This is a genomic window from Pseudoalteromonas translucida KMM 520 (assembly GCF_001465295.1).
GTDB lineage: Bacteria > Pseudomonadota > Gammaproteobacteria > Enterobacterales > Alteromonadaceae > Pseudoalteromonas > Pseudoalteromonas translucida.
This window is the reverse complement of sequence record NZ_CP011035.1, coordinates 441,883-454,640: the sequence shown is the minus strand read 5'-3', so window position 1 is coordinate 454,640 and position 12,758 is coordinate 441,883. Positions and strand designations below refer to the sequence as shown.

The window sequence follows — 12,758 nt, the reverse complement described above, 5'->3', positions numbered from 1 at the left end:
TTATAGCTCCAATAAAATACGCTTTTATAGCAAAAGCAGCTGGATTATAGTCGCTTTTTTAAACGGGGCAATTTAAATTTAATATTTATTAAAAGGCTTTTATTATCAATACAATAAGCAGGCCTTTCGACCTGCTTTAAGGTTACTTGTTCATCGCACTAATTAAAAACGCCGAAATTTTAGCGCCCTCGCGTAAAGTGGTTTCTGAACTTGACTGCCCTACTAGCGAGCTGTCGGTAAAAGGCGCAATTTCCATCATATCGGCACCGGTAATCGGAAATTCATCGGCTATGGCTGATAAAATATCCAGTGCGTGCTGTGGCGTTAAGCCGTTTGCCTCTGGTGTGCCTGTTGCAGAGGCAAATTTTTCATCAAGGGCGTCAATATCAAAGCTAACATACACTTCGTCAACGTTGTCGGCTTTAAGCTGGGCAATGGCATCTGCGGCAACGGCTGCTGCACCGCGCTCTATAATTTCATGCGCCCAATGTTGTTTAACACCAAAGGTGCTTTCCCAATGCTCTTTTGGTTTACCGCTTGAACGAATACCAAATTGAATTAAATGATGTGGCGCAGGTAAAAACTCTAAAATATGCGTACACCAAGAGCCAAAACATAAATCAATACCTAAGCGCTCAACCAATAGGTCGGTATGGGCATCAAAGTGAATAATCGCGGTACGCTTGCCTTGTGCGCGCTTAGCTTTTAAATACGCTTTTGTTAATGGGTAACTAATTGAATGGTCGCCGCCAATACCAAAAATGCCTTTATTTTCAAACGTTGCATAAAAGCTGTCGCATACATCTTCAGTAATCGACAGTGGGCTAACGTAATAGTCGTTATTTTCGTTGCCGTATAATGCTTTTTGACAATTGGTTATGGTGGCTTTGTTTAAGTATTTATCATGTAATAAATGAGGAATAACGCGTACGTCGCCTAAATCGAATGAGCGGCACTGAGGTTGCTGATCGAGTAACGCTGAGCGTAAAAATAACGGCCCCCAGTTTGCGCCACGTAAAATACCGCCGCCACAATCTGAGCTAATACCTAGCATAACCGCTTTATGCGGCGAATTGGGTAATTCGTTAAGCGACTCACGCCATAATGGACCAATGTTTTCGGTTTGCCCATACAGCTTATTTCTTAATGCAGCTTTGCGCTCTTTTGCAGTGTTAACTGTATATACACCATCACCTGGTGCGCACAAACAATGCTCAATTTTGCTTTTAAATTCCTGAAATTCGGTGCTCATGGTAAACCCTTATAAATCTATATGTTTTGCGTGGTACTGATTAGTTATGCAAAATTGCTAATATTTAAATACTAACAATAACATTAGTACTGCTTGCTAAAAGCAAACTAACGTTCAATTAGCCTTGCTTCACTAATATGTATACCATCCAAAAATAACAACTAACCATATGAATAAAAACAACTTAGTGCAAATGTGCCTGTTGTTTATGATAATTTACTCATTACTTTAGATGATCAATATAATGTCTGCCTATACAAGTCAACTGCCTCATTTTACGGGTAATTTTAATATATGCTTGAATATTCAATGTGGGTGAATAAATCAAAACAAATCAACACGGACATACGTCCTGTACTAAACAAACAATTATAGTAATGATGCTAAATTGATAGTAATTTTATAAAGGCTTAGTTATGGAAAAGGTATTTCACTTAGGGTTATGTATTGACGATCTTAAAGGTGCAAAACTGGCTATTGTTCCGGGCGACCCGGATCGTGCTGCACGTATTTCGCAATTTTTAGATAACCCAACTTGCCTGGCTAAAACGCGTGAATTTCATGTTTATTTAGGTGAGCTTAATGGCCATTCTGTGGTTATATGCTCTACCGGTATTGGTGGTCCATCGACGTCGATTGCCGTTGAAGAATTAGCCCAACTTGGCGTGCACAGCTTTTTGCGTATTGGTACTACTGGCGCAATTCAACCACACATTAACGAAGGCGATATTTTAATTAGCCAAGCCTCTGTGCGTTTAGATGGTGCAAGCCAGCATTTTGCGCCGCTTAGCTACCCTGCGGTATCTGACTTTTTTGCTACCCAAGCTATGGTTAAAGCCTGTGAAAACCTTAATATCGATTTTCATATTGGTATTACTGCATCAAGCGACACATTTTACCCGGGGCAAGAGCGTTACGATACGCACTCTGGTTATGTACCAAAGTCGTTACAAGGCAGCTGCGAAGAGTGGCAAAAATTGGGTGTGATGAACTACGAAATGGAATCGGCAACCTTATTTACTATGTGTGCGGCACTTGGTTTACAAGCAGCGTGTGTAGCCGGTGTATTGGTTAATCGTACTCGCCAAGAAATTCCTAATGTTGACCACGGCGAAATTGAAAGAAAATCAGTTGCGGTAGTATTAGAAGCAGCTAAAGTACTGCTCGCTAAGTAACAGTACTTTTTAGTGCGTCAGTTTGCCAAGTTACTCACTTAATGGCGCACTAATTAGCTCAAGTGGTGGTAAGTTTACAAGGTTTGCCAACACTGCTTGAGCCACTCCTGCTTGGTTTTCATGACCAGCGGTTTCTAACAATGTTATTCCCTTTACAGTATGTTGATCAAAACTCAAACCGGCTAAAAACAACTGACTTAATGCACTTTGCAATGGCGATAAGCTAGGGCTGTATGCAGCGTTTTCTGCGTAACTGCCATAAAAGTCACCGTTGTTAAATGTAGTGATTTTTACTGCACTGTAGTTTTGGCTATACGGTACATAAGCCGCTAACGCATGGGCTGCCAGCTGTTTATCTACATCTGTATTGTTAAATGAGCGAGCTTGCGGGGCAGGATTAAATAAGCTGTACTGATTACCTAAATCGGTAGGGCCAAACGAATGCGGTAACAAGTCTGCAAGTTTAAATTGCTGCTCGGGCAGTAAAATATCAAGTTCACGCGCATCAGCTAATTCATTCATAAACTGGCGGCAATAACCACAAGGTGCGTCACTAATCGCTATTTTTAGTATTTTTTTCGCGCCATTTAACCACGCATTATTAATTGCAGACTGCTCTGCGTGTACCACTAAACTAAGTGCTTGGCGGTTAAACTCGGCATTAGCACCAAAGTAAAAATTAACCTCGCCGCTTTCATCAAGTGCTTTAACGATTGCACCCACATGAAAGTTCGACACGGGCGCTACCGCAAACTCAGACGCTAAAGGCACTATACCTTGTAATAAGGCGTCGTTTGTTACATTAAGTTGCGTGCATAGTTGGTTAATATTATTTGCGTTTAAAATGCCGCGCTGGGTTTTTAATTGGCTACGTAAAGCCTGTGTTTGCGCTACGCTTAAGGAGATGTGGGTATTACTAAGTGCGGTGTTTGCTTGTACTAAAAAGGTTGCTGAAGCCATAATATATTTTTTGTTATTCAATGGCTAAGTAGTTTAAAAGGTTAGCGCATAAAATGCCAGCGTATACGCATAAAATAAAGGGGTTACGGCGCTGCGCAATCCCCTTATTTTTATTTAGCTATTAACCAGTATTGCGCATACCTGCTGCTATGCCGGTCATGGTGATCATTAACGCGTTATCTATATCGCCCTCGCTGCCGTTGTCGCTTGAGCGCGCACGGCGAAGTAACTCTACCTGCAACACGTTAAGCGGATCGGTATAAGGGTTACGCAGCGCAATTGACTCTTTGATCCATGGCTGATCGGCCAATAAGCTTTTTTGCGGGCTAAGCGACTGTACTAAACTAATCGCTTCTGCGAGCTCTTTGCGCAAAGTAACACCAAGTGGTTTGTACATATCTTCCACCAGCGCGTTATCGTAATGCTCGCTTAACCAGCTGTCGGCTTTACTAAATACCATTTCGAGCATTTCTAGTCGCGATCTAAAAAATGGCCATTGCAAGCTCATTTCTTGCAAGGTTTCAGCGCCGTATTTTGCCAAGGCCGCTTGTAATCCTGTTAATGCGCCTAACCACGCTGGCAGCATTAAACGGTTTTGGCTCCATGCAAAAATCCACGGTATTGCCCGCAAGCTTTCGACCCCACCTGTAGGGTTTCGTTTTGCAGGGCGCGAGCCAAGCGGCAGTTTAGAAAGCTCAAGCTCTGGGGTTGCCATTCTAAAGTAAGGTACAAAGTTTTCATCGTAGCGTACCACGTTACGATAATGCTCGCACGACTCTTCGCTGATCAAAGCCATTACTTCGCGCCATTGTGGTTTAGGCTCTGGCGGTGGTAATAAATTACTTTGCAGTACAGCACCGGCGTAAATATTTAAGCTTTGCAGCGCAACATCGGGTAAACCAAATTTAAAGCGGATCATCTCGCCTTGCTCGGTTACACGCAGCCCGCCTTTTAATGACCCCGGTGGTTGTGAATGTAGGGCTTGTGCAGCGGGTGCGCCACCTCGCCCTACCGTACCGCCACGGCCATGAAATAACACCAGCTCTATGCCGCGTTTGTCGGCCAATTGCACTAGCTTATCCATTGCTTCGTACTGCGCCCAACCAGCTGCCATCATACCGGCATCTTTTGCTGAGTCTGAGTAACCTATCATGACGTTTTGGGTATTGTTAATTTGGCCTCTGTACCAGTCATTATCCAACAATGTAGTAATAACATTGTGGCCATCATTTAAATCATCTAAGGTTTCAAATAACGGCGCAACCGGTAATTTAAAGCTACAACCACTTTCTTTTAACAGCAATTGTACCGCTAAAATATCGGAGGCTGTGCGCGCCATAGAAATAATATATAAGCCAAATGTTTGCTCGTCTTGCTGTGCAATCACGTCAAAGGTGTCGAGTACTTCTTGTACCTCTGGGCTTGGCTGCCAACGCTTAGGTATTAGTGGCCTGCGCGAGTTAAGCTCAGTGAGTAAAAAGGCTTGTTTGTCTTGCTCTTGCCATTGGTTGTAATCGCCCAAGCCTAAGTAACGCGTAAGCTCTGAAAACACATCACCATGGCGCGATGAATCTTGGCGTACATCTAATTTAGCCAACCGCAAACCAAAACTATTAATACGATGTAATACATCCAGTAATAGGCCATCGGCTACTACTTTCATATTGCATTTTAATAGCGAGCGATAGCACACCTCAATTGGATGTTTTATTTGGTTTATATCGGTAATTAAGTCTTGAGCTTCGCTGCGCTGATTTTTTATTTTTGCTCCTAAATGCATCACGGTTTCTAACACTTGGTTTTTAAGTGTTTTAATCACGCAGCGATAAGGTTCAAATTCTTGCCCCGCAAGGGCTATCAGCTCATCACTGGCATCAGACATCGACAGCTCTGTACTTAGCGTTTCTAAATCGCGGCCATATAAGTCCAGTGCCATCCAACGACCATGATCAAGCACCTCTTTGGTTACTTGTGCAGTTACATAGGGGTTGCCGTCACGATCTCCGCCCATCCACGAGGTAAACTCTATTGGGCTGTAGTTTGTTGGTAACTCTAAGCTTAAATGCTCTTTTACATGCTGACTAAACTCACGTAAAAAACGTGGCACTGCATGCCACAAGCTATTTTCAATCACCGCGTAGCCCCACTTTGCTTCATCAACAGGGGTGGGGCGCGAGCGACGAATATCGTCGGTGTGCCATGCTTGGCTAATTAACTGCGCAATACGATTTAAAATAGCTTCGCGCTCTTGTGCTAAGTTATCAGTTCGCTCCAATGAAGCTAAGCAATCACTTAACTCAACGTGCTTATTAATAATTGTGCGGCGTGTTACTTCTGTTGGGTGCGCGGTTAGCACCAAGTTTATGTGGAGTTTTGAGAGTGTGTCGGCCAAATGATTGTGATTAAGTTGGCCATTATTTGCTTTAGTTGCTAACGTTTTTAATGTTTGAGTGAGAGGATTTAGCTGGCAAAAGCCAACATCATTAAAACGCGAAACGGTATGAAACTGCTCTGCAACATTGGCAAGGTTTAAAAAATGATTAAATGAACGGGCAACCGGTAACAGCTCTTCATCGCTGAGCGCATGTAATACTTTTATTAGTGTTTTACGGTCGTTTTCGTTGCCACTGCGAGATGACTTTGATAAAGCCCTTATTTCTTCTACTTTATCTAAAATTGCTTGGCCTTGGGCATCTTTAATTGTTTGCCCTAATAATTGGCCTAGTAAATTTACATTGCCTCGCAAGGCGGCATATTGTTCACTCATTTCTCAGTCTCCTTTGTTTCATGGAACACTATTAATATCACTATGTGCGGTTATTTAATAGATCCATTTGCAATGGCGTGTCGTAAAAAAGCATATGTAAAATAATTACAAAGCAATAACATGATCATTTTTTACGATGCTAACTGCCCACTGTGTAATGCCGAGATGCAACATTTAAAGCGTGCTGACATTAATAATAAAATAATATTAGAGGACCTTAATGCCACTAACTTTAATACGCGTTTTCCTAATGTAGATAAAAGTAAAGCTATGGCGTTATTACACGCAAAAATGCCATCTGGAATAATGATTTATGGCCTTGATGTAACCTATCAAGCATGGAGAACAGTGGGTAAATACCCTTGGTTGAAGATTATTCGCTTGCCCATAATTCGTTTTTTTGCCGATTGCGCATACACTTTTTTTGCTAAGTATCGCCAGCCTATAAGCCATTTTTTAATGCCAAACTCACAGTGTAAAAATAATCAATGTAAAACTAAAAGCAAAGGTGATAAATGAAAACTGTTGTTTTATTTGGCGCAAGTAGCGCAATTGCACAAGCTTATATAGCGCATTTAAATAACCAAGTAACCCAGTACCATATTGTTTGCGTAAGCGCAGCCGCGCTCAATGCACAGTACAATAACCTAAATAATATAACGCAACTGCAAAGCGATTATTCAAAGCAAAGCTTAAACAATGTTACCGCTACACTACAAAACCAGCAGGCTGATTTACATCAGGTAATTATTTTTAATGGCCTGTTACATAATCAGCAACACATGCCAGAAAAAAAACTAGAGGACATTAACAGCGATTACTTTAATCAACTACTGCAAGTTAATGCGCTTACACCACTGCTATGCCTGCAAAGTGTATTACCATTATTAACCTCTAAAACTCACTGTACTATTACCGCATTAAGCGCTCGGGTTGGCAGCATAAACGACAATAAACTTGGCGGCTGGTATACCTATCGCGCATCAAAAGCGGCGCTTAATATGTTATTTAAAACTGCCGCCGTGGAGCTGGCAAGGCGCGCTAAAAATACTAAGCTCATTTTATTTCATCCCGGTACTACCGACACTGAGCTGTCTAAGCCTTTTCAAAAAAATGTACCGCCAAACAAGCTTTTTACTCCTGCGTTTGTAGCGCAGCAATTATTTGAACTGACTAACACTAACCCTAATTTAGAACTTAACGGTGAACCCGCCTACCTAGATTGGCAAGGCACTACTATTTCATGGTAAGTATTTCATGGTAAGTATTTCATGGTAAGTATTTCATAGTAAGGATTTTTTAATGCATTTTACTAAAGCGCGCATTGCAGCACTTGAAAAAAACACGCGTACCCACTTTATAAACTCGTTGTCGGGCTTTAAAAGCGCTAACTTAATTGGCACTCAAGACAGCCAAGGCAATACTAACTTATCGATTGTTAGCTCTGTTATTCATTTAGGCGCGCACCCACCATTAATTGGTATGATAATGCGCCCCCACAGCGTTCCTCGTCACACTTTCGAAAATATTTTAGCAACCGGTGTTTATACTATTAACCATGTTAATAGTGCTATTTATCAGCAAGCACATCAAACCTCGGCGCGTTATGATAAAAACGAATCAGAGTTTGCTGCCACCGGCTTAACTGCTGAGTATTTAAATGAATTTACTGCCCCATTTGTACAACAAAGCCGCTTAAAATATGCGGTAAAATACATTGAACATCAGCATTTAGCAGTCAATGGTACAGAGCTTGTGATTGGCGAAATAATGGACGTATATTTAGATGAAGCGGCACTGCAAAGCGATGGCTTTTTAGACTTACAGGCCATAGATACGGTAGCTATAAGCGGGCTCGACAGCTACCACAGCACTAACAAATTAATCCGCCTGCCTTATGCTAAAAAGTAACCAGGCTGCCAATACATTTTTTGCAGCTTTTAATCCACTGCAGAGTAATCATGATTGATAAACTGCAATTAATCCCAATATACTCACTATATTCGCTTTACCGCTTTGCCCTAAGGGAAAATAATGAAAACGCTTAAAATTGATATTGTGTCGGATGTAATGTGCCCATGGTGCATTATTGGTTATAAAAACCTTGAAAAAGCACTCAGTGAATTACACGGTGAAATAAACGCAGAAATTAGCTGGAAACCGTTTGAGCTTAACCCAAATATGCCGCCTGAAGGCCAAGATCTAAATGAACATTTAACGCAAAAGTACGGCTTAACACCAGAGCAAAGCAAAGATAACCGCCAACGTTTAATAGACGCCGGAAAAGACGCCAACTTCACGTTTAACTTTGACGATAAGCGAATGATAATAAATAGCTTTGATTGCCATCGTTTATTAGCATGGGCTGCCACTTTAAATAAGCAGACCGAGCTAAAACTGGCTTTATTTAAAGCCCACTTTTCTGACTTAGTGAATTTAAACGAGCAATCTGCTTTGCTTGATATTGTTGCAAGTGTTGGCCTTGATACAGACCGTGCTCAAGAAATTTTAGCCGGTGGCGAGTTTTTTCAAGAAGTACGCAGCCAGCAAAGTGACATACAGCAAATGGGTATTACCACTGTGCCTACTTTTATCATAAATGAGCAATACGCCCTTACTGGCGGGCAACCTAGCGCTGCATTTGTGCAAGCCTTTAAGCAAATAGCTGAAGAAGAAGCACAGCAAAACGCTGAGTAGTTAATTAAACCCTGAATTCAAGAATCTAAAAAGGCTGCAATGTGCAGCCTTTTATATTTAATTTAAAGTATTAAGCCTTGTTAAACTGCACTTAATACATGCACTCAAAGAGTGTTAAGTACGGTAAAGCACTTTGATCACATGCCAGCCAAATTTAGTTTTAACTAAATGCGGCTCTAAAATAGCGCCATTAAATGCAATTTTGTCGAACTGTGGCACCATTTGCCCACGTCTAAATTCACCTAAATCGCCACCCTTTTTACCCGACGGACACGACGAATACTTTTTAGCTAAGGTTTGAAATTTTGCACCTTTACCTAATTGCGTAATAATATCTTCTGCAATTTCTTTATGTTTTACCAGTATATGCAGTGCGTGCGCTGTATTTGCCATGTGAAAGCCTTGTAATATCGGTTAAATTTAAACGCCGCGATTTTAGCACAGCTAGTTAAATCAGGCAGCTACTATAGTGCTTCATTAATGTGTTGAGTGCGCTCAAAAAAATCCAGCATCGCTTTAGTTTTTGCTAATTATATTTAATCACTACCGTTATTAATGCTGTACTGGCTTTTTTTGTAATTTGCGCTGTAATGTACGTCTATGCATATTGAGCTGCCTTGCGGTGCTCGACACATTACCATTATTACTGTGTAGCACTTGCTGTATATGCTCCCACTCTAAACGCTCTGGCGACATAACTGTGGTTGCAACATCTAAGCTTATTACAGTATCGCGCTCTTGGTTAAGTGCTTTTAGTAAAGTTGCCATATCAACAGGTTTGGTAAGGTAGTCGTTGGCCCCTAAGCGCATTGCTTCAACTGCGGTGGCAATACTGGCAAAGCCCGTGAGTAATACAATATGCGCGTGTGTGAGCAAGCTGCGCAGTGGTTTTATTAACGCTAAGCCATTGTCGTTACCTAACTTCATATCTAACAAAATAATAGCTGGTAAAAACCGCCTTGCACTAAGCAGTGCCTCACTTTGGTTATGCGCTATTTCGCAGTTAAAACCGTATTTAGTTAGCCGCCTTGCTAAGGTACTAGCAAGGTTTATATCGTCTTCAATAATTAATATTTTCATTCACTTTTCTCGCTAAAAACAGTTGCTAATTTAACTTTGGCAATTGCGCCACTCTGGGGGTGGTTATATAAAGTTAGCGAGCCATTTAAACGCTCAAAGGTTACATTAGAAAGCAGCACCGCCAGCCCCATACCATGATCGCTGGGCATTAACTGTCCACCTAAATCGCTCAGTTGCGTTGCTGAAAAGCCACTCCCAAAGTCGCGAATAAGCAAGTAAACATATTCGCCGCAGTGCTCCTCTTGCTGCCAAGTAAGCTCAAGCACATTTTGGCCTTGCTGCTGATTAGCGGTGGCTGCATTTTGGAGTAAATTTAAAATAGCAGGTAGCAACATAGCATCACTGTTTAATATGGCAGTATTAACGCCACACGTTTGGTTTTTTATAATCCACTTTATTTGTTGATCGGGATATTGCAGTAATAGCGTATCGGTAATTTGCTGTTGTAACTGCGCCGTTGTGATGTGTTGTTGGATGTTATTAAGGCGCAGCGCAGCAGAGAGCTTTCTAAAACTATCTAACTGTGCAGCGCATTGTTGTAATGGAGTGTGCATTTGCTGAACGACAAGGTTATTTGGATGATCCTCTAATAGCTCTTCAAATAGTAACTGTAAGTTAGCAATTGGTGTAGCAAGCTGATGCGTTATTTGCGCTGCTGCGCCATCAAGCGTTACTAACTGTTCACTGCGCAATTGTTGCTCGCGCACTTGAGCAATAGTGCGCTCACGCTCTTTTAGGGCGCGGTTCATTGCACCAATCACTAACGCTATTACACAAGCACTCAAAACAAAATTAATCCACATGCTAATAAAGTGGCCGCTCATGTTCATTTGGTGCAGGTTATGTTCGGGCATTTTTATCAGTAATACACTATACGCCGCAATGGCTAATACCGCGATATAAGCAAGCCCTTTGCCACTTAGCGTTACCGCAGCAATCATTATTGGCAGCAATAATAACGACACAAACGCATTGGTTGCGCCACCACTGAGTGATAACAAAATAGTTAAAAACAATACGTCGGCGGTTAATTGCATCAGCATACCCAGCGGCTTTGCTTGGCTTACATTACGATAAGCCAGCAAACTCATTAACTGAAATCCCGCTTCTAGGGCAATCACTAACAGTAAGGGCATTAATGCTATTTGATGATCTAATAAAAAGTACACTATAAGCACAGCAATAAGCTGCACAGCTATGGCACCACTGCGTAACATTAAAAGGCGGCTAATAGCCGGATCGGTGCGAATTAACAAAACACATGTTACCTATTGAATTTTAAGAAAAGCTATTTTAATGCTTATGCAATACTTAGTCATCATTCATCAACATTGTAACTAGGTACAAAGTGAAGTATTAAAAGGCCACGGCGCTGGGGTTAATAATTATTAAGCTTAATATTTATTGAGCCCAGTGCCTTAATAGCAAGTGTGGTTATTGCTTATATACTTGCCCTGCTTTCATTACAAACTGCACATTTTTAAGCTCTGCAATGTTTTTTAGCGGCGAGGCGTTAACACTAATAATGTCGGCTTGTTTACCCACACTCAAATCGCCTAATTGGGTATCTTGGCCAAGCAGTTTAGCTGCGCTCACGGTTGCCGATTTAATTGCCTGCGCTTCACTCATACCATTACTTACCAGTAAGCTAAACTCGTTAGCATTAAGGCCATGGCGCGATACGCCTGAGTCGGTGCCAAAGGCAATATTTACCTCATTTTTTAGCGCTAATTTAAACGATGCCTGCATTTTAGGTGTTACTTCGCGCACTTTATCTGCAATAGCAATTGGCATGTTTGGATTACTGATAGCTTCTTCGCTCACGGTTGCACCGGCCAGCAAAGTAGGTACTAAGTAGGCTCCGGTTTTTTTAAACAGTGCTATAGCCTCTTTATCTAAATACGAGCCATGCTCTATTGAGTTTACACCCGCTTTAAGCGCGGCTTTTATACCCTGCGTACCATGTGCATGAGCGGCTACTTTACGCCCTAAATGATGCGCGGTATCTACAATTGCACTAAGCTCTGCGTCGGTTAATTGTTGATTAACGCCTGCGGCGGTATTACTTAATACGCCACCGGTGGCGGTAATTTTTATAACATCGGCACCACTTTTAATCACTTCGCGCGTTGCTCTGCGGCAGTCGTCTGCGCCGTTACAAATACCTAACGATGCACCAACACCGTCGCTTATATCTTTACGATAGCCATGTAAATCGGCGTGCCCACCAGTAGGCGATACTGTATTGCCCGCGGCAAAAATGCGTGGACCATTAATATCATTACGCTCAATGGCGCGCTTTAGCGGAAAAATAACCTGATAGTTACTGCCTAAGTCTCGTACTGAAGTAAAACCTGCATTTAAAGTACGCTGTAAATATTTAATTGAACGCAGCGCGTTGTCTGCCTCGTATTCGGTAGTCCAGCGATGCCTGCTAACATTGGCATCGCGCTCAAAAGTAACATGCACGTGCATGTCTATTAGCCCGGGCATTACAAATTGATTTTTAAGGTCAATTACTTGCGCATCGGGTAAACCCAATGCATTTTTACTTACATAGCCGCTTTTAATCGCTGAAATTTTATCATCGACTATTACCAGTGTTTGCTCAGTTTTAACCGTTTGCTCTGTACCCAGCATGTCACTGCCCGCATAAATAATTTTATGTTGTTGTGCTAATGCCATATTTGTTGTTAACGCTAAAGTGATTGCAGTAAATGTCGTTATTAGTGTAGTTTTCATACTTGCTCCTTTTAAGCTCTACCTTTAACCCAATTAACTATAAATTGCTACATTTACGCTACAAAAACCCTTTTAATAAGCTATC

Annotated in this window: 12 protein-coding genes; 5 read left to right on the top strand and 7 right to left on the bottom strand. The window is 41.6% G+C overall.

The genetic code is table 11. From position 1 onward, the window contains the following. Positions 1-142 precede the first annotated feature (142 nt). Positions 143-1,252, bottom strand: a complete 1,110-nt coding sequence (locus tag PTRA_RS17490; RefSeq protein ID WP_058374934.1) for an arginase family protein — start codon at positions 1,250-1,252, stop codon at positions 143-145. A 416-nt stretch (positions 1,253-1,668) separates the two neighbouring features. On the opposite strand from PTRA_RS17490, the gene udp reads away from it, so the two are divergent. Beyond that, positions 1,669-2,427, top strand: a complete 759-nt coding sequence (udp, locus tag PTRA_RS17485) for a uridine phosphorylase (protein ID WP_011329945.1) — start codon at positions 1,669-1,671, stop codon at positions 2,425-2,427. Between the two features lie 30 nt (positions 2,428-2,457). Here udp and cdd read toward each other — a convergent pair whose 3' ends face one another. Then, positions 2,458-3,387 carry a cytidine deaminase gene (gene cdd, locus PTRA_RS17480; protein ID WP_058374933.1) on the bottom strand — a complete coding sequence of 310 codons (930 nt, stop codon included), beginning with the start codon at positions 3,385-3,387 and terminating at the stop codon, positions 2,458-2,460. 121 nt (positions 3,388-3,508) lie between these two features. After that, entirely contained in the window at positions 3,509-6,154 is a 2,646-nt protein-coding gene (gene ppc, locus PTRA_RS17475; RefSeq protein ID WP_058374932.1) for a phosphoenolpyruvate carboxylase, read from the bottom strand. A 120-nt stretch (positions 6,155-6,274) separates the two neighbouring features. Here ppc and PTRA_RS17470 point away from each other — a divergent pair, with 120 nt between their 5' ends. The 4 genes from PTRA_RS17470 to PTRA_RS17455 all read left to right on the top strand — a co-directional run bounded on the left by PTRA_RS17470 (position 6,275) and on the right by PTRA_RS17455 (position 8,851). Next, positions 6,275-6,673 carry a thiol-disulfide oxidoreductase DCC family protein gene (locus tag PTRA_RS17470; protein ID WP_058374931.1) on the top strand — a complete coding sequence of 133 codons (399 nt, stop codon included), beginning with the start codon at positions 6,275-6,277 and terminating at the stop codon, positions 6,671-6,673. Then, the gene (locus PTRA_RS17465) at positions 6,670-7,404 is read left to right on the top strand and encodes an SDR family oxidoreductase (protein WP_058374930.1); all 735 of its coding nucleotides are present in this window, start codon (positions 6,670-6,672) and stop codon (positions 7,402-7,404) included. Before PTRA_RS17470 ends, PTRA_RS17465 begins: the two co-directional genes overlap by 4 nt. Positions 7,405-7,456: 52 nt before the next feature. Continuing rightward, positions 7,457-8,065 (top strand): flavin reductase family protein, encoded by a 609-nt coding sequence (locus PTRA_RS17460; protein ID WP_058374929.1) that lies wholly within the window; start codon positions 7,457-7,459, stop codon positions 8,063-8,065. Positions 8,066-8,188: 123 nt separating this feature from the next. Then, positions 8,189-8,851: a DsbA family oxidoreductase gene (locus tag PTRA_RS17455; RefSeq protein WP_058374928.1), complete on the top strand. Its 663-nt coding sequence runs from the start codon at positions 8,189-8,191 to the stop codon at positions 8,849-8,851. 114 nt (positions 8,852-8,965) lie between these two features. On the opposite strand, the gene PTRA_RS17450 is transcribed toward PTRA_RS17455, so the two are convergent. From PTRA_RS17450 to PTRA_RS17435, 4 genes are all read right to left on the bottom strand, one after another. Next, positions 8,966-9,244: a peptidylprolyl isomerase gene (locus tag PTRA_RS17450; protein ID WP_011329937.1), complete on the bottom strand. Its 279-nt coding sequence runs from the start codon at positions 9,242-9,244 to the stop codon at positions 8,966-8,968. Positions 9,245-9,403: 159 nt separating this feature from the next. Then, positions 9,404-9,931 (bottom strand): response regulator transcription factor, encoded by a 528-nt coding sequence (locus PTRA_RS17445; RefSeq protein ID WP_058374927.1) that lies wholly within the window; start codon positions 9,929-9,931, stop codon positions 9,404-9,406. After that, entirely contained in the window at positions 9,928-11,187 is a 1,260-nt protein-coding gene (locus tag PTRA_RS17440; protein ID WP_058374926.1) for an ATP-binding protein, read from the bottom strand. The genes PTRA_RS17445 and PTRA_RS17440 overlap by 4 nt, the downstream gene beginning before the upstream one ends. A 178-nt stretch (positions 11,188-11,365) precedes the next feature. Continuing rightward, a complete protein-coding gene (locus PTRA_RS17435; RefSeq protein WP_058374925.1) occupies positions 11,366-12,673 on the bottom strand; it encodes a metal-dependent hydrolase family protein in 1,308 nt (435 codons plus the stop codon). Positions 12,674-12,758 lie beyond the last annotated feature (85 nt).

Excerpts from the sequence above, each read along its gene's own strand:
- PTRA_RS17450 (WP_011329937.1), bottom strand. The coding sequence starts at position 9,244 with ATGGCAAATACAGCGCACGCACTGCATATACTGGTAAAACATAAAGAA.
- PTRA_RS17455 (WP_058374928.1), top strand. The coding sequence starts at position 8,189 with ATGAAAACGCTTAAAATTGATATTGTGTCGGATGTAATGTGCCCATGG.
- PTRA_RS17470 (WP_058374931.1), top strand. The coding sequence starts at position 6,275 with ATGATCATTTTTTACGATGCTAACTGCCCACTGTGTAATGCCGAGATG.
- PTRA_RS17465 (WP_058374930.1), top strand. The coding sequence starts at position 6,670 with ATGAAAACTGTTGTTTTATTTGGCGCAAGTAGCGCAATTGCACAAGCT.
- PTRA_RS17435 (WP_058374925.1), bottom strand. The coding sequence starts at position 12,673 with ATGAAAACTACACTAATAACGACATTTACTGCAATCACTTTAGCGTTA.
- PTRA_RS17445 (WP_058374927.1), bottom strand. The coding sequence starts at position 9,931 with ATGAAAATATTAATTATTGAAGACGATATAAACCTTGCTAGTACCTTA.
- udp (WP_011329945.1), top strand. The coding sequence starts at position 1,669 with ATGGAAAAGGTATTTCACTTAGGGTTATGTATTGACGATCTTAAAGGT.
- cdd (WP_058374933.1), bottom strand. The coding sequence starts at position 3,387 with ATGGCTTCAGCAACCTTTTTAGTACAAGCAAACACCGCACTTAGTAAT.
- PTRA_RS17490 (WP_058374934.1), bottom strand. The coding sequence starts at position 1,252 with ATGAGCACCGAATTTCAGGAATTTAAAAGCAAAATTGAGCATTGTTTG.
- PTRA_RS17460 (WP_058374929.1), top strand. The coding sequence starts at position 7,457 with ATGCATTTTACTAAAGCGCGCATTGCAGCACTTGAAAAAAACACGCGT.
- ppc (WP_058374932.1), bottom strand. The coding sequence starts at position 6,154 with ATGAGTGAACAATATGCCGCCTTGCGAGGCAATGTAAATTTACTAGGC.